This is a genomic window from Pseudovibrio exalbescens (assembly GCF_028737195.1).
GTDB classification, from domain to species: Bacteria; Pseudomonadota; Alphaproteobacteria; order Rhizobiales; family Stappiaceae; genus Pseudovibrio; species Pseudovibrio zosterae.
In genome coordinates this window covers 159,182-175,226 of record NZ_JAQZAJ010000002.1, presented here as the reverse complement: position 1 = coordinate 175,226, position 16,045 = coordinate 159,182, and the positions used below count along the sequence as shown (strand labels likewise).

The 16,045-nt window shown below is 58.4% G+C and carries 12 protein-coding genes; 11 read left to right on the top strand and 1 reads right to left on the bottom strand.

The genetic code is table 11. The features are described from left to right. Positions 1–107: 107 nt before the first annotated feature. The 6 genes from PUV47_RS05975 (at position 108) to PUV47_RS05950 (ending at position 8,432) form a co-directional block, all read left to right on the top strand. Positions 108–1,529, top strand: a complete 1,422-nt coding sequence (locus PUV47_RS05975) for an RsmB/NOP family class I SAM-dependent RNA methyltransferase (protein WP_274217595.1) — start codon at positions 108–110, stop codon at positions 1,527–1,529. A gap of 128 nt (positions 1,530–1,657) precedes the next feature. Then, positions 1,658–3,376 (top strand): heparinase II/III family protein, encoded by a 1,719-nt coding sequence (locus PUV47_RS05970; protein WP_274217594.1) that lies wholly within the window; start codon positions 1,658–1,660, stop codon positions 3,374–3,376. A 149-nt stretch (positions 3,377–3,525) separates the two neighbouring features. Continuing rightward, positions 3,526–5,142 (top strand): bifunctional phosphoribosylaminoimidazolecarboxamide formyltransferase/IMP cyclohydrolase, encoded by a 1,617-nt coding sequence (gene purH, locus PUV47_RS05965; RefSeq protein WP_274217593.1) that lies wholly within the window; start codon positions 3,526–3,528, stop codon positions 5,140–5,142. A gap of 267 nt (positions 5,143–5,409) precedes the next feature. Then, complete coding sequence (locus PUV47_RS05960; protein ID WP_274217592.1) at positions 5,410–6,819, top strand: ArnT family glycosyltransferase; 1,410 nt, start codon at positions 5,410–5,412, stop codon at positions 6,817–6,819. Positions 6,820–6,894: 75 nt separating this feature from the next. After that, the gene (locus PUV47_RS05955; protein WP_274217591.1) at positions 6,895–7,398 is read left to right on the top strand and encodes a hypothetical protein; all 504 of its coding nucleotides are present in this window, start codon (positions 6,895–6,897) and stop codon (positions 7,396–7,398) included. 590 nt (positions 7,399–7,988) lie between these two features. Then, the gene (locus PUV47_RS05950) at positions 7,989–8,432 is read left to right on the top strand and encodes a GNAT family N-acetyltransferase (RefSeq protein WP_274217590.1); all 444 of its coding nucleotides are present in this window, start codon (positions 7,989–7,991) and stop codon (positions 8,430–8,432) included. 1,140 nt (positions 8,433–9,572) lie between these two features. Here the strand turns inward: PUV47_RS05950 and acnA are convergent. Then, the gene (gene acnA, locus PUV47_RS05945) at positions 9,573–12,251 is read right to left on the bottom strand and encodes an aconitate hydratase AcnA (RefSeq protein ID WP_274217589.1); all 2,679 of its coding nucleotides are present in this window, start codon (positions 12,249–12,251) and stop codon (positions 9,573–9,575) included. A gap of 646 nt (positions 12,252–12,897) precedes the next feature. Between acnA and ccmA the strand changes: the two genes are divergently transcribed. From ccmA to PUV47_RS05920, 5 genes are all read left to right on the top strand, one after another. Beyond that, positions 12,898–13,581, top strand: coding sequence for a heme ABC exporter ATP-binding protein CcmA (gene ccmA / locus PUV47_RS05940; protein ID WP_274218291.1), 684 nt, complete (start codon positions 12,898–12,900; stop codon positions 13,579–13,581). An 8-nt stretch (positions 13,582–13,589) separates the two neighbouring features. Further along, positions 13,590–14,249, top strand: a complete 660-nt coding sequence (ccmB, locus tag PUV47_RS05935; RefSeq protein WP_274218290.1) for a heme exporter protein CcmB — start codon at positions 13,590–13,592, stop codon at positions 14,247–14,249. Positions 14,250–14,368: 119 nt separating this feature from the next. Then, the gene (locus tag PUV47_RS05930) at positions 14,369–15,130 is read left to right on the top strand and encodes a heme ABC transporter permease (RefSeq protein ID WP_274217588.1); all 762 of its coding nucleotides are present in this window, start codon (positions 14,369–14,371) and stop codon (positions 15,128–15,130) included. 12 nt (positions 15,131–15,142) lie between these two features. Beyond that, a complete protein-coding gene (ccmD, locus tag PUV47_RS05925) occupies positions 15,143–15,325 on the top strand; it encodes a heme exporter protein CcmD (RefSeq protein ID WP_274217587.1) in 183 nt (60 codons plus the stop codon). Between the two features lie 4 nt (positions 15,326–15,329). After that, positions 15,330–15,932, top strand: coding sequence for a DsbE family thiol:disulfide interchange protein (locus PUV47_RS05920; RefSeq protein ID WP_274217586.1), 603 nt, complete (start codon positions 15,330–15,332; stop codon positions 15,930–15,932). Positions 15,933–16,045: the final 113 nt, after the last annotated feature.

Sequence of the window (16,045 nt, the reverse complement as noted above, 5' to 3'; positions counted from 1 at the left end):
TTTGTGTCATTAGGCACACCACCGTTATGACAAGTAGATGAATTGGAAGGGCTTGGCCTTTCTATCGGGGCCAGTTCGCGGCCCCAATCAGTAGGATTTTGGCGTCGATGAGCGCAGACAACAACACAACACAGGCCGCCGCACGTAAGGCTTCTGGCAAGAAGCGTGGCAAACCTGCCGCCAAAGGCGCACAAGTACCTGCTGTGCAGCCGGGCACCGAGCCAGGCTATGCCGCACGCAAGGCTGCCACGGATCTTCTAGGCAAGATCATGTTCAAGCGCATGCCCCTCGATGGTGAACTGGATTTGCGCAATGGCCATCCGGGCTACAAGCGGCTTGAGCCCAATGATAGGTCTTTGGTGCGCGCAATTCTTGGAACAGCGTTGCGCCGCCGCGGTCAGATCCAAGGTGTTCTGGATGCGCTTCTGGAGCGCCCCATACCGGAGAAGACAGGTCGCGTTCTTGATATTCTCCATGTTGCGCTGGCTCAAATTCTGTTCATGTCCATTCCAGATCACGCTGCGGTTTCGCTAGCTGTGTCGCTTGCCGGACGAGATGGCCGCGCCAAGCCCTATAAAGGCTTGGTGAATGCCGTATTGCGGCGTGCAACTCGGGAAGGCAGTGCTCTTCTTGAAGAGCAAAGCGCACCCGGGATCAACGCGCCAGACTGGATGTACAAACGATGGATTGAGGTGTTTGGCGAAGAAACTGCTGCAGCGATTGCGGAAGCGCATCTGCTGGAGCCTTATGTCGATTTCTCAATCAAGGACGATGTGGCCAAGTGGCAGGAGCAGCTGGGCGGTGAGTTGAGCTGCGGCAAGTCCGTGCGTTTGGTGCCTGAAGGGGCAATCGATGTGCTCCCCGGTTTTGATGAGGGGGCATGGTGGGTTCAAGATTCTGCTGCAGCTGTTCCTGCGCGCCTTCTGGGCGATGTTGCTGGTCTTCGCGTGGCAGATCTGTGCGCTGCGCCGGGCGGCAAGACAATGCAGCTGGCGGCAGCAGGCGCCCATGTCACCGCTGTTGATGTGTCCGCGCGTCGCCTAGAGCGCCTTTCTGACAATATGGCTCGCATGGGTTTTGAAGTTGAGACAGTCGCCTGTGACCTTCGAAACTACGAGCCAGATCAAGAATTTGATGCCATTTTGCTGGATGCGCCATGCAGTGCCTCTGGCACCATCCGCCGTCATCCTGATGTTGCATGGCTGAAGCGGGAAGATGACGTCTCAAAGCTCGCAGACTTGCAGTACGAGCTGCTTACCAAAGCTGCGCACTGGCTGAAACCCGGTGGTTTGCTTGTCTACTGCACATGTTCGTTAGAGCAAGAAGAAGGTGAGCTTCAAATTCAGCGATTCCTCTTGGAATCCCCAGAGTTCTCCAGAGAAACCGTTGATGCAGAGGCATTTGCGCTTCCTGCCGCAACCGTCAACTCTCAGGGAGACTTCAGAGCTTTGCCCTGCCACAATCCGCAGAAAACGGCGAGATTGAGTGGCATGGATGGCTTCTTTGCGGCGCGGCTGCGCAAGTCCTGAGCTTACTGCGTCTTTTTGATCACACGCGGTGGCAATTCGCAATGATATGGTTAACGAGTTTTAAAGGCCTTTCAAGGCAATCCTGTGTCTCGTGGTTGAGACAGGCATGAAGGAGGCCTATAGCGGGTATGGCGTTGGGCGCGGTGTCTGAACAGGCGCTTCTTTGGCGTTTGATGGCGCAAAACATGGTGCAAGCAGCGGTTAGGGCCCTGCGTGGCGGTTCTGTCATGCGGTTTGGTTCCTTGCGCCACACACCATCGCGTCTGCTGATTGCCCCGCAAGATCTGCGTACAACCGATGCCACAAACGCGGCTGATATCTACGCCGGCCGGTTCCTGTTCTCCGGTCACCTGGTGGAAACTGGAGGCGAATCTCCTTTTGAAATTCCAGCGCCGAGCGTTGAATGGGCAAGGGCCCTGCATGGTTTTTCCTGGTTGCGCCACCTGCGCGCTGCGGAAACTGCCATGGCGCAGAAGAACGCCCGAGCGTTGGTCGAAGATTGGATCAAAGCATGCGGGCGCGGCGATCCCGTGGGCTGGCGGCAGGAAGTCATAGCTCGGCGCATCTTGAGCTGGATGGCCCAATCTCCCTTGTTGCTTCAAGGATGTGAAGCGGACTTTTATCGAAAGTTCATGCGCTCTCTTGGCAAGCAGGTCCGATATCTGCGCCGCACCGCCGGTGAAGCGCCGGATGGGGTGCCCCGTCTGACCGTTGCCATGGCAGTGGCTTGCGCCTCGGTTTCCATAGAGGGGCAAGAGCGCCATATCCGTAAAGCGCTGAAGCGGCTTGATATGGAGCTGCAGCGCCAGATCTTGCCAGATGGCGGACATGTCTCTCGCCATCCCGGCGCAGTACTTGACATTTTGGTGGACCTTTTGCCGATCCGGCAGGCGCTGGTCATGCAAGGCCAATCGGCCTCTCCTGCCATGATGGAAGCCATTGATCGAATGATGCCGATCATCCGGTTCTTCAGGCATGGCGATGGCTCTTTCGCGCACTTCAATGGCATGGGCTCCACGCCGGGCGACGTGGTCGCAACCGTGCTGGCTTATGATGATGCCCGCGGGGCGCCCTCGCCAAGTGCTCCTTACTCCGGGTATCAACGTCTCTCGGCAGCGGACAGCCTGGTCATAATGGATGCGGGCGCACCGCCCCCGATCCAGTTCAGCGGTCAGGCCCATGCCGGAACGCTGTCTTTCGAATTCTCCTCGCACCGCAACCGAATTGTGGTGAACTGTGGTGTGTCTCAACGTGACCGCATTGAATGGCGTGCGGTGGCGCGCTCCACAGCGGCGCATTCGACTGCTTCTGTGGGTGAGACCTCGTCCAGCCGGTTCCTGAACAACCCTCGCTACGAACGCTATCTCGGCACGCCGATCGTGTCTGGGCCGCGTTCGGTTAGCGTGGAACGCTACGATGATGAGCTGGCTGAACGCGTAATTGCCAGCCATGACGGCTATGCTGCTCGCTTTCACCTGATACATGAACGGGATTTGACGCTTTCTCGTGATGGTACTGTTCTTGACGGTGTTGATCGGTTTCAAAAAACCGGCGAACCCGGCGAAAATGACCACTACACCCTCCGCTTTCATCTGCACCCCACTGTGAAGTGCTCCATGCTGACCTCTGGCCAGGCGATTATCCTGCAGTGCCCGGACGGTGAAGCTTGGGAGTTCATGGCCGAAGACGGCGCCGTGGAGTTGGAAGAGTCCATTTATCTTTCGGATGTGTTTGGACACCGCCGGACAAATCAGATTGTGATTTACGGCCGCGCAAGTGAACGACCGAACGTAACATGGATGTTTCGCCGTGTTGCCGCTGCGAAAGGGCGGCGTAAATCGAACTAACCTTACCCGGCTTAGTAATAGCAACGATGTTTCCTTTCATTTCGTGTGCCGGAAAAAATCCATCCTCAGCCTTTATAATCCGCAGAAACCGTGGTACGGCGACGCCATCTTCGATGTGTAACCCTGCAAATACGTAAGGCTTGATGCTCATGGCTGTCCTGTCAAAAGGCATACCTGTTCCTGAAATGGTTCCGGTAAAGCGTGCTCTGTTGTCTGTTTCCGACAAAACTGGATTGATTGCGTTTGCAAAAGCGCTGGTAGATCGCGGTGTTGAACTCGTCTCCACGGGTGGCACGCGCAAGACCATTGAAGAGGCTGGTCTTGCAGTGAAGGATATCTCTGAAGTGACGGGCTTTCCTGAGATCATGGATGGTCGGGTGAAAACGCTTCATCCAAAAGTGCACGGCGGCTTGCTGTCCATCAGAGATGATGCGGACCATGTGGCGGCCATGGCGGATCACGGGATTACGGGCATCGACCTGCTCTGCGTGAACCTGTACCCGTTTGAGGAGACCGTTGCGTCTGGCGCCGATTACGCCAATGGCGTTGAGAACATTGATATTGGTGGCCCGGCCATGACGCGTGCCGCAGCCAAGAACCACGCCTATGTGACGACACTTGTCGACCCGGCTGACTATGATGCCATGATTGAAGCGCTTGATGCCAATGGCGGCCAATCGCCAATTGCACTGCGCAAGAAGTTGGCGCAAAAAGCCTTTGCCCGCACTGCGGCCTATGATGCGGCGGTGTCCAACTGGATGGCCGCGCAGATTGGTGAGAGTGCGCCGGACTATCGTGCCGTTGGCGGCAAGTTGAATGAAGTCATGCGCTACGGCGAGAACCCGCATCAAGCCGCTGGTTTTTACCTGACAGGCGAGAAGCGCCCCGGTGTGGCGACTGCCCGCCAAGTGCAGGGAAAGCAGCTTTCTTACAACAACATCAATGACACGGATGCTGCCTTTGAGCTGGTTTCCGAGTTTGATCCGGCCCGCACCGCTGCGGTGGCCATCATCAAGCACGCCAACCCTTGTGGTGTCGCCGAAGCGGCCACGCTGAAAGACGCTTATGAAAAGGCGCTTGCCTGTGACCCGGTGTCTGCTTTTGGCGGCATTGTTGCCTTGAATGGCACTCTGGACGCAGATGCCGCAGCAGAGATTACCAAGATCTTCACCGAGGTGATCATTGCGCCAGATGCGACTGAAGAAGCCATGGCGATTGTTGCCAAAAAGAAGAACCTGCGTCTTCTGCTCACCGGTGGCCTTTCCGACCCGCGCGAAGAGGGCGTGTTCGTGAAAAGCGTGTCTGGCGGTCTGCTGGTGCAAAGCCGTGACAACGGCGTGGTGGATGACCTTGACCTGAAAGTGGTGACCAAGCGCCAGCCGAGCGCGCAGGAGCTTGCAGACCTGAAGATGGCGTTTCGTGTTGGCAAGCATGTGAAGTCCAATGCAATTGTCTATGTGAAAGACGGGGCGACCGTTGGCATTGGCGCGGGCCAAATGAGCCGTGTGGACAGTGCCCGCATCGCCGCCCGCAAAGCTGAAGATGCCGCTGAAGCAGCGGGGCATTCCGAGCCTTTGACCAAGGGGTGCGTTGTCGCCTCTGACGCATTTTTCCCGTTTGCCGACGGTCTGCTTTCTGCTGCTGAGGCAGGAGCAACTGCGGTGATCCAACCGGGTGGCTCGATGCGTGACGACGAGGTGATCAAGGCGGCAGATGAGGCGGGGCTTGCCATGGTCTTTACCGGGATGCGCCACTTCCGCCACTGAGGATCCCTGATCAACTTTAAAGCTCTCAGAACCCGCAGCAAACGCTGCGGGTTTTTTTATTTCCGACATGAACTATGTTTAAAACGATTTTAATTTTAACGAGGTTGAGGGCACAGTCTCAGCGTGAAGAGTGTTTGACATGCCCCGTGACCGAGCAGACAAGGCAATCAATTGCTCTCCCAAAATACCGCACTCGAACTGACCGGGAATAACTCCGCCTGCAGGGTCAGGGCATGGAACCACTTCATTTCACATTGGTTCCCCGTTTTGCTTTGTGTCTACTTTGCCCTTCAAGTCGCCATTCGGCTCTTGAGTTCCGCCAATCTTGGGCTGGACGAGGCGGAACAGATCATCGCAGCGCAAAGCCTTGAGTGGGGGTATGGCCCGCAGCCACCGCTTTATTCCTGGCTTGTGGTTGCCTTTTTTTCAGTCTTTGGCAAGAGCCTGTTTGCTCTGTCGCTGCTCAAGAACGCAACCCTGTTGCTTGGGTACCTTGGGGTGTGGTTCACGGCAAAACGCATGGGTGGCAAGACCTTCGCCGCGCTTGCGACGGCCTCGATAATTTTCCTTCCTCAAATATCATGGGAAGCGCAGCGCGCCTTGTCCCACTCCGTGCTGTTGTTTGCGGCCGCTTCGTGGACGGTGTACGTGACGCTGCTCTGCATTGATAAACCAACTTTGCTGCGCGCTGCCGCCTTGGGCGGGGTGGTGGCAATTGGGGCGCTTGCCAAGTTCAACTACTTCTTCCTCCTGGCAGCGGTGCTGATCGGGTGTTTGGCGCAGCCCGCGGGGCGGCGTTTGGTCTTCTCCCGCTATGCTGTGATTTCCATTGGGGTTGCCGCCGTGCTGTTGTTCATGCCAGCGCTATGGATGGTACAAAATCAGGACCTTCTGTTCTCCCGCGTGCACAAGTTTGGCATTCACCGCGTTGAAGAGCCTTGGTATGCGGGGCCTTTCTCCCTTTTGCGGGCATCCATCAGCTTTATTGCAGTCTCACTGGCGGTCTATCTGCCCTTCCTGTTCTTGCGCAGGTCAGAGGATAAGGCCCCAAAGGCCGAGGTGAACAAGTCCGCCTGTCAATTTCTCCTGGCGACCTTGCTTGCCGCTATCACCGTGATCTTTCTGGCGATGGTGATGAGTGGGACCACTGTTGTTAAGGACCGGTGGCTGCAGCCAACGCTGTTTGTGTTTCCTGTCATTTTGGCCGGCTGGGCGTGGCCGCGCATGACGCCAAACCGGCTGGCTTATGTGTTCGGCATTGCCGGGGCGTGTACGCTGGCAATCATGATCGCGATGCCGATCAACATGAACCGGGACAGCACCAAACGCCCCAGCGCGCACAAGATCCCATCCTCTGCCATTGCAGAGCGGGTGAACGCAAATGGCGTAGCCGTTGTGCTTGGGGAACCCAAGGAGTTTGTGGGGGCGGTGGGGTACCATCTTGAAGATGTGACCATCACCAGCCATGAGTATGCTGCGCTGCGCATTCCGTTCAACCGGCCGGTGATGCTGATCTGGCGCCACCCGCGCGACACCGAAGCCCCGGACAAGCTGAAGCGGCTTTATGAGCGCCTCTATGGTGAACCGCTCTCCCCAACAACGGCAACCAAGGTGGAACTGCCCTATGAGGGGCGTTCGGGTGCAACATTCACCTATTACGAACTGTTGGTGGAGTGAAACGTCCACCAGCCTGCCTAACGCTTTGGGAAGGTGTTGCTGTTAGACTAGCGCGTCTTGAGGCAAAGGGAATTAATGAGCGCCATGATGGGTGAGGATGCACCGGGCCGGGTAAAGCGGACACTGAAGGATCTGCTGCTCGCGCTGATTAACGCGACGCTGGTGCTGGTGATCCTGGCCGCGCTGGCGGTTGGGTGGGCCATTTACGCGGTGATGGATGTGACCGAAACGGCCGCAACGCGCACGGCGTCTGCCGTGCTTTCTGCCAGCGGCATCAAGCCTGCCGAGTGGCAAGCGGAGCTGCGCCGCCTCAATGATGAGCTGACGGCGCTTCGCCGGTCTGCGAACACGAACCCTGAGCTGAACGCCAAACTGACCCGCATTTCCAACCAGCTTGGCAGCATAGAGCAATCCTTGCGCACCTTGAGCGAGCCGGAAAAGCTCATCGAGGGGGATGTGGTCGACCGGGCGCTGCTGATGCTACAGCAGCGGCTGCACCAGTTCCGCCAGCAGGTGAGGGGCGACGCCTCGGGCCCTAACACTCCGCAAAACGAGGCGCTGGGCGTTTCTGCCGACTGAGGCAAGCCCGCACCCCATCAAGCACTTTTGGCACCGCCGAGGCCCCCTCGCGGTGTATGGCGTCTGGAAGGAACCCGCCGGATGACGGGATGGCAAGGCGGGCAGGCTTTGCCTGCGCATTGTTGTGTTTGAGTCTTCGGCAAAGGCACAGCCGCCTTGCCCGGGCACTTTATCATGAAAGGCACTGGCCCCCAGTTGAACAGACGCGAAAGGCAGTTGCCTGCCACCGCTGAACGCCCTTCACTGCGGACAAACCCCCCAGGATCATGCGGTCTCCCCTGGGTTACCTTCCACCGGACCTCCTGGAAAGATGCGTTACCTCTTCCAGCAGCCCCGCCCAGCCCACTTCGCGCCAGTGGACGGTCCACCGGCGGCCCGTTCAAGTGGGCATGGGTTCAAAATTAGAGGCGTCAGGACCAAGGGGAATAAGTTTTTCAAAGGAAGCGGCCAGTCTATAAGCCGGAGGGGGAGGCGTCCAGCCGCACTGCACCTTCTGATTGTGATCCCTTTGGTTCAGTTGGGGGGCACCTTGTTTTGGTTTATCCTGACAACGGTCAGAGTGACGCAGCGTTTGCACCGGAGGGTTACCCATGTCAGTTCCAATTCACCGCAAGGCAACCGAAGCCGATTTACCCGTCCTGCTCACCCTGGAAGAGCGCTACATGGCGGAGCTGGAACCCCAGCACTATGAGCATTGGAAAGCGGCGGAAGCTGCCAAGAAGAAGATGCTGGCGGACCATTTGCCCCAGACCCACGTGTCCGTGCTCGCCGATCAGGTGGTGGGGTTTTGCAGTTGGGGCCTCGTGCGAGAGGAGCCCAAGATCTTGCATCTTTATGTGATGCAGGACTTCCGCCGCTATGGCATTGCCGCCCAGCTTCTGGCGCTGGCCGAAGAGCAGGTGAAGCGCGCGGGCTTCAACCGGTGCAGCTACGCACCCATCAGCACCCACCCGGCACGCACGTTTCTGGAACAAGGCGGCTACAAGCTGGTGCGCGAGGACGGCGAGCGCCTGCACCTTTTGAAAACGTGGTAGTGGCAGAAGAGCAAGGCTACAGTGGGTTGCCTGCGGATTGTGTGGCCGCGTTTTAGCGAGAGGCGCAAGTTTCTCCTTGTCGCTCTGGATCCCGCATCAAGTGCGGGATGACGTCCGAGGGGGAGGTGAGCGTGTTGGGATTCATAGCTGTTTTTCGATGAAATGAAGGACGCTCTTTGTTCAAGGGCCGGATGACCGGTTCACAGCGCTTCATTGTGCAACGTTCATGAGACCCACCCTCCTTGCCATTTCCCATGACTGTCATCCCGGCCCCCGAGCCGGGATCCAGCGGAAGGTGCAACGCGTTCGGTCGGTCGGGCGCGGGGGATGGCTTTCCCGTGGTGCTCTGGATCCCGCATCAAGTGCGGGATGACGGCTTGAATAAAGCGTTAGGCCGAGAGCAAATGAGACTCGCGGTCTTCTCCATAACCTCCCACTGTCATCCCGGCCTCCGAGCCGGGATCCAGCGGAAGGTGCAACGCGTTTGGGCGGTCGGGCGCGGGGGAATGGCTTTTCCGTTGTGTTCTGGATCCCGCGTCAAGCGCGGGATGACGCCAGCGGGGAGGTGAGGGTGTTGGGATTCCTAGCTGTTTTTCGATGAAATGAAGGACGCTCTTTGTTCAAGGGCCGGATGACCGGTTCACAGCGCTTCACTGCGCAACGTTTATGAGACCCACTGTCCTTGCCATTTCCCATGACTGTCATCCCGGCCTCCGAGCCGGGATCCATCGGAAGGTGCAACGTATTTGGGAGGTCGGGCGAGTGGCGAATGCCTTTCCCATGTTGCTATGGATCCCGCATCAAGTGCGGGATGACGCCTGTAGGGAGGCGCAAGGTAGGGCATCAATGAGCTTCGCCGTCCTCTGCACCCCGTACATTGGTCATCCCGGCCGCCGAGCCGGGATCCAGCGGGCGATTGCGACATGCTCGGGTGGTCAGGCGGGAGGCAAAGGTTTTCCCGGGGTGCTCTGGATCCCGCGTCAAGCGCGGGATGACGGCTTTGATAAAGAGCAAGGCCGCGAGAGATGCTGCGCTCTGAGATGACATTAGTGTGTGGGTTGGCCTTAAGGGATGAGCTGCCAACAAAAAACGGGCCCGTGGAGAGGGCCCGTTCTTGATCCGAAGTCTTTCTAGAAAGTCTTAGCTGGAAACGAGGTTGCGGAGCACGTAGTGCAGGATGCCGCCGGCCTTGATGTATTCCAGTTCGTCTTCCGTATCGATGCGGCAGAGGACTTCGATGGTCTTTTTCTCACCGCTGGCGTATTCCACCTCGATGTTCACCATCTGACGCGGTTTCAGGTCGGCAACGCCATGGATGCTGACTTTCTCTGTGCCTTCGATGCCGTGGGACTGCCAGCTTTCGCCTTCCTTGAAGGTGAACGGCAGAACGCCCATGCCCACCAGGTTGGAGCGGTGGATGCGCTCGAAGCTTTGCGCGATCACGGCACGCACGCCAAGCAGCTTGGTGCCCTTGGCCGCCCAGTCACGGGAGGAGCCAGTGCCGTACTCCTTGCCCGCAAACACCACAAGCGGGGTGCCTGCTGCCTTGTAGTCCATGCAGGCGTCGTAGATCCATTCCTGCTTGCCGTCCTTCATGGTGACGCCGCCTTCAACGCCCGGCACCATCTGGTTCTTGATGCGGATGTTGGCAAAGGTGCCACGCATCATGACCTCGTGGTTGCCACGGCGGGAGCCGTAGGAGTTGAAGTCCTTCACCGCGACCTGATGCTCGGAGAGGTAGGTGCCTGCCGGGCTGTTGGCCTTGATGGCCCCGGCCGGAGAGATGTGGTCGGTGGTGATGGAATCGAGGAACAGACCCATGACCGCCGCGTTCTCGATGTCTTCGAGCGGCTTGGGGTCCATGGTCATGTCTTCGAAGTAGGGCGGGTTTTGAACATAGGTGGAGCCTGCGGGCCAACCGTAGGTCATGCCGCCTTCAACCTTGATGGCCTGCCAGTGCTCATCGCCCTTGAACACGTCGCCGTAGCGCTGTTCAAACATTTCCTCGTTGATGGAGGTGCGGATGAGATCTGCAATTTCCTGCGTGGACGGCCAGAGGTCCTTCAGGTAGACTGGGTTGCCGTTCTGATCCGTGCCGAGCGGGTCCTTGGTGATGTCGATGTTCAGCGAGCCGGCAATGGCGTAGGCCACAACCAGTGGCGGGGAAGCCAGATAGTTGGCGCGCACGTCCGGGTTCACGCGGCCTTCGAAGTTGCGGTTGCCGGACAGGACGGAACAAGCCACAAGGTCGTTGTCGTTGATGGACTTGGAGATCTCCTCGGGCAGCGGGCCGGAGTTACCAATGCAGGTGGTACAGCCATAGCCGGTGAGGTTGAAGCCCAGTGCATCCAGATCTGCTTGCACACCCGCTTTTTCCAAGTAGTCGGTGACCACCTGAGAGCCGGGGGCAAGGGAGGTCTTGACCCATGGTTTGACGGTGAGCCCCTTTTCGCGGGCCTTGCGAGCCACCAGACCCGCACCGATGAGCACTGACGGGTTGGAGGTGTTGGTGCACGAGGTGATGGCGGCAATGACCACATCGCCGTTGCCGAGGTCGTGGTCGCGGCCTTCAACGGCTACCCGCTTAAACTCCTCGCCTGCCTTGTTGAACTCACTGGCCATGGTCTTGGCGAAGCCGCTGGAGGCGTCTTCCAGCGAGATGCGGTCCTGCGGGCGCTTTGGCCCGGCAAGGGAAGGCACAACGGTGGAGATGTTCAGCTCCAGCGTGTCAGTGAAGACCGGTTCTGGCGCGCTGGAATCGCGGAACATGCCTTGCGCCTTGGCGTAGGCCTCGACCAGTGCGATGCGGTCCTTGGCGCGGCCGGTGGCCTCAAGGTACTTCAGGGTGTCGGTGTCGACGGGGAAGAAGCCGCAGGTCGCGCCGTACTCTGGTGCCATGTTGGCAATGGTGGCAGCGTCTTCCAGCGACAGGTTGTCGAGACCGGGGCCATAGAACTCCACGAACTTGCCGACAACGCCCTTCTTGCGCAGCATTTCAACCACGGTGAGCACAAGATCGGTGGCGGTGATGCCTTCGTTCAGCTTTCCGGTGAGCTTGAAGCCAACCACTTCCGGGATGAGCATGGAGATGGGCTGGCCAAGCATGGCGGCCTCCGCCTCAATGCCGCCCACGCCCCAGCCCAGAACAGCCAGGCCGTTGACCATGGTGGTGTGGGAGTCGGTGCCCACCAGGGTGTCTGGGTAGGCGATGGTTTCACCGTTTTCTTCCTTGGTCCAGACGGTCTGGGCCAGATACTCAAGGTTCACCTGGTGACAGATGCCGGTGCCGGGTGGCACGGCGCGGAAGTTGTCAAACGCGGACTGGCCCCAGCGCAGGAACTCGTAGCGCTCCTTGTTGCGCTCGTATTCCTTCTCCACGTTGAGTGCGAAGGCGGAGGCGGTGCCGAAGTAGTCCACCATCACTGAGTGGTCGATGACCAGATCCACGGGGACTTGCGGGTTCACTTTCTTCGGGTCGCCGCCGAGCTTGACCGCCGCATCGCGCATGGCCGCAAGGTCCACAACGGCGGGCACGCCGGTGAAGTCCTGCATGAGAACGCGTGCCGGACGGTAGGCGATTTCGTGGGTGGAGGTGCGGGAGACCAGCCACTGTGCCACTGCGGTGATGTCTTCCTTGGTTACCGTGCGGCCGTCTTCAAAGCGCAGCAGGTTTTCAAGCACCACCTTCAGGGAGAAGGGAAGCTTGGAAACACCCTCAAGGCCGTTCTTTTCAGCATCGGGAATGGAGAAGTAGGTGTAGCTCTTGTCGCCGACCGTCAGGGTCTTCTTGGCGCCAAAGCTGTCCAGGGATGTGGTCATTGCGAGCGATCTCCTTTTGGTTTGACAGTCTGGCGCATGGGTGTGCCCGACTGCGGAGCGGGTCTCTCTGGATCACCTTTGAAAAGGTGTTTTTGATATGCCCCTTTGCGGAGCGTTTTATTGAACCCCTCCGTGACGCGCTTTTGCAGTGGCGGCTCGAGAGGGGCGAAAAATCAGTTGTTGTCCCTATAGCGTTTTTTCGCAGTTCGTGCCAGATCCGCGACGTTGGGTGATGATGTCATCCCATCGGACAGCGGGGGTATTCGGCACGTGTTTTGCCAATAAAAACAGAGGGTCACCGCCTTCACTATATTATATACATATGTATACAATAATTTCCAAGAGTGGATTGGCGATATTTTTTGTAAGCGGGGGCATCCTGAGAAAAGCGATGAGATGGGCGCGTTCATCTCCGGGGTATCACGTAACAGGATCAACCGCGTGCGCTAGCCCTTGAGGGTGTGGCTAAGCAATAAGTCTGGAAACCGCCGGAAAGACGCGTGTTTTGCGGAGAAGCCTCTGGAAATTTGCCGGTGTGGAGTGGTATTCCACTGAGCACGGGCCAACCCACCGTGCCCGCCCGCAAGGCATTTAGGACAGACCAAACGTGGCAGCTGAAACCAACACCACTTCGACGCAACCGGGCTTGCGGATCGAGTGCCGGGCGCTTTCGTGCGATCGCGGCGGACGTGAGGTGTTCCACGGCCTGTCCTTTGCGGTTGGCGCAGGGGAAGCGCTGTTGGTGAAGGGGCCAAACGGGGTTGGCAAGTCCACTCTGCTGCGGGTGCTGGCCGGTTTGGTGGTGAAATCCGGCGGTGAAATTTCGCTGGAGGGCGGGGAAGCCGAACGGCCATTTGCAGAACACTTGCATTACTTCGGCCATCTGGACGGGCTGAAGCCTGCCCTGACAACCCTCGACAATCTCTCTTTCTGGAAGACGTTTTGCGACCCGGTTCAAGGGCGTCGCGGTATTGATCCGCTCGAGGCGCTGGGTGTGCTTGGCATAGAGCATACGGCGTCGCTGCCTGCCGGTTTCTTGAGCGCGGGCCAAAAGCGCCGTCTGGCTTTGGCGCGGCTTTTGGTGGTGTGGCGTCCGATCTGGCTGCTTGATGAACCCAGCTCCGCGCTGGACAAGGCATCGGAACAAACGCTCCATGACCTGATTGAAGCGCATCTGGAAGCTGGCGGCATTGTGATTGCGGCAACGCACCTGCCGTTGAAGCTGAAGCGGGTGCAGGAGTTGCTGATGGAACCCGTCACCGCCGACGCGGCTCAAACCGAAGCTTATGCAGGAGGCGCAGTGTTCGGCGACGAAGAGGGATGGGGCTGATGAGCTGGATGGCTGCACTCTTCCTGCGGGACTTCAAACTGGCCGTGCGTGTGGGCGGGGGCGCGCTGATTGGTGTTCTGTTCTTTCTTGCCGTTGTCACCGTGTTTCCGTTTGGCGTTGGGCCGGATCTCACGCTGTTGGCGCGCATTGGCTCGGCGGTGCTGTGGATCGGCGCGTTGCTTTCGACGCTGCTCGGCCTTGACCGGTTGTTCCAGGCGGACCGCGAAGACGGCACGCTGGACCTTTATTTGCTGGCCGGTCGCCCCATGGAGCTGGTGGTGCTGGTGAAGTGTGCGGCTCACTGGGCGGCAACCGGCTTGCCGTTGGTCATTGCAACGCCGCTGTTCGCGCTGTTTCTCAATCTAGAGCCAATGGCCATCGCCGCCGTCACCTTGACGCTGGTCATCGGTACGCCGGCGTTGACGCTGATCGGGGCGGTGGGAGCCGGGGTGACGGTGTCGCTGCGCCGGGGCGGGGTGCTGCTTGCCATTCTGGTGGTGCCGTTGTCCATTCCCGTGCTTATCTTTGGGGTGAGCGCAGCCACTGCGGTGTTGTCCGCAACGGCCCCATTTCTGACGCCGTTCTTGTATTTAAGTGCCATCAGCCTTGTAGCGCTGGTGGTTGGTCCGGTCTCTGCCGCAGCAGCGCTGCGCTATGCGAGTGATTAGAGGGGGAAGGCTGGGCACGCCCCGCCATAATGCGACAATTTCGCGCAATCGCATCTTGGTGGGAACGGCGATCGATCTATCTTATTGATGGTCGCGGCGTCCCAGTTTAGAAGAGTTTCATGAATTTCTACGATCTGGCAAACCCAACTTTCTTTTTGAACCTCGTGCGGCGTGTGCTGCCGTGGCTCGTGGGGATTACTTTGATCTTGTTTGCGGTGGGGCTGTATCTGTCCTTTGCCGCGCCGCAGGATTACCAGCAGGGCAACACGGTTCGGATCATGTTCATCCATGTGCCGTCCGCGTGGCTGGGCATGTTTTGCTATGCGATGATGGCCATGTCTTCCATTGGCTCGCTGGTTTGGCGTCATCCGCTGGCGGATGTTTCTGCCAAGGCCGCGGCGCCCCTTGGGGCCTGCTTCACCTTTCTGGCGTTGTTCACCGGTGCTGTGTGGGGTCAGCCCATGTGGGGCACATGGTGGGTTTGGGACGCGCGCCTGACCTCTTTCCTTGTGCTTTTCATCATGTATCTGGGCATCATTGCGCTCTGGAAGACCATGGACGACCCCAACAAGGCGGCACGTCCAATCGCGATCCTGACCTTGGTGGGCGCTTTGAACCTGCCCATCATCAAGTTCTCCGTGGACTGGTGGAACACCCTGCACCAGCCAGCGAGCGTGTTCCGCATGGACGGTCCGACCATCCACCCGTCCTTGTTGACGCCGCTCATGGTCATGGCGCTGGCGTTTACGTTCTTCTTCATCATGATGCACCTGATGTCCATGCGAAATGAAATATACCGTCGCCGTATTCGTGCCATGCGCATGCGTGCTGCAGCTGCTCCAAGTGCGCGCGCCACTGTCGCGTCCGCCAAGAACGCGTGAGGAGAGGTGATCATGGAAAGCTTCCTTCCGGACCTTGGTCGACACGCTGGTTTTGTGATTGCAGCCTATGTGGTGGCAACACTGGTGATCGGCGGCATTGTTCTGTTCGTTCGCGCTGATCAGAAGAAGCAGGAAAAAGATCTGCAAGAGCTGGAGGCCATGGGCCTGCGCCGCAGATCACAGAAGAAGGGGTGAGGCTGTGAGCGATAACTCGGAGATCGAAAAGCCAGAACCCCGGCGTTTGTCGCCGTTTGTGCTGTTGCCAATTGTGGTGTTCGGAGCGCTGGCTCTGCTGTTTTTCTATCAACTGGTATCCGGCAATGATCCGCAAAAGCTGCCTTCGGCTCTGATCGACAAACCAGCACCCGAGTTTGTGTTAGGCCCGGTTGAGGGACTGATGAAGGACGGCAAACCCATGCCGGGCTTTGCCCATGAAGACCTTCTTGGTCAGGTTTCTGTGGTGAACGTGTTTGCTTCCTGGTGTGCGCCGTGCCGAGCTGAACACCCATACCTGATGGAGCTTTCCAAGGATGATCGCTTCCAGATTGCGGGTTTGAACTACAAGGACACAGACCCGAAGGCCGTGCGCTTCCTGACCGACCTGGGAAATCCTTATGACCGGGTGGGCGTAGACAGTGGCCGTGTCGGTATCGACTGGGGGGTGTATGGCGTGCCGGAAACCTTCATTGTCGATCGGGAAGGGCAGATCCGCTACAAGTTTGTGGGTCCGCTGGACGCGCGCAGTTTCAAAGAAGTCTTCTTGCCAGAACTTGAAAAAATCCTCTCAGAAAACGCCGGTTAAAGGCAGTCTGTAGCGTGAACATCGGGCGCGTGTGCGGTCTCACCGTCTTGTGACTGTCACTTTAAGTGGGATGCCTATAGGTTGCTAATCCGACGCAATGGCAAGGATTCTGG

Excerpts from the sequence above, each read along its gene's own strand:
- ccmD (WP_274217587.1), top strand. The coding sequence starts at position 15,143 with ATGGAAAGCTTCCTTCCGGACCTTGGTCGACACGCTGGTTTTGTGATT.
- purH (WP_274217593.1), top strand. The coding sequence starts at position 3,526 with ATGGCTGTCCTGTCAAAAGGCATACCTGTTCCTGAAATGGTTCCGGTA.
- PUV47_RS05970 (WP_274217594.1), top strand. The coding sequence starts at position 1,658 with ATGGCGTTGGGCGCGGTGTCTGAACAGGCGCTTCTTTGGCGTTTGATG.
- PUV47_RS05955 (WP_274217591.1), top strand. The coding sequence starts at position 6,895 with ATGAGCGCCATGATGGGTGAGGATGCACCGGGCCGGGTAAAGCGGACA.
- PUV47_RS05975 (WP_274217595.1), top strand. The coding sequence starts at position 108 with ATGAGCGCAGACAACAACACAACACAGGCCGCCGCACGTAAGGCTTCT.
- ccmB (WP_274218290.1), top strand. The coding sequence starts at position 13,590 with ATGGCTGCACTCTTCCTGCGGGACTTCAAACTGGCCGTGCGTGTGGGC.
- PUV47_RS05950 (WP_274217590.1), top strand. The coding sequence starts at position 7,989 with ATGTCAGTTCCAATTCACCGCAAGGCAACCGAAGCCGATTTACCCGTC.
- acnA (WP_274217589.1), bottom strand. The coding sequence starts at position 12,251 with ATGACCACATCCCTGGACAGCTTTGGCGCCAAGAAGACCCTGACGGTC.
- PUV47_RS05930 (WP_274217588.1), top strand. The coding sequence starts at position 14,369 with ATGAATTTCTACGATCTGGCAAACCCAACTTTCTTTTTGAACCTCGTG.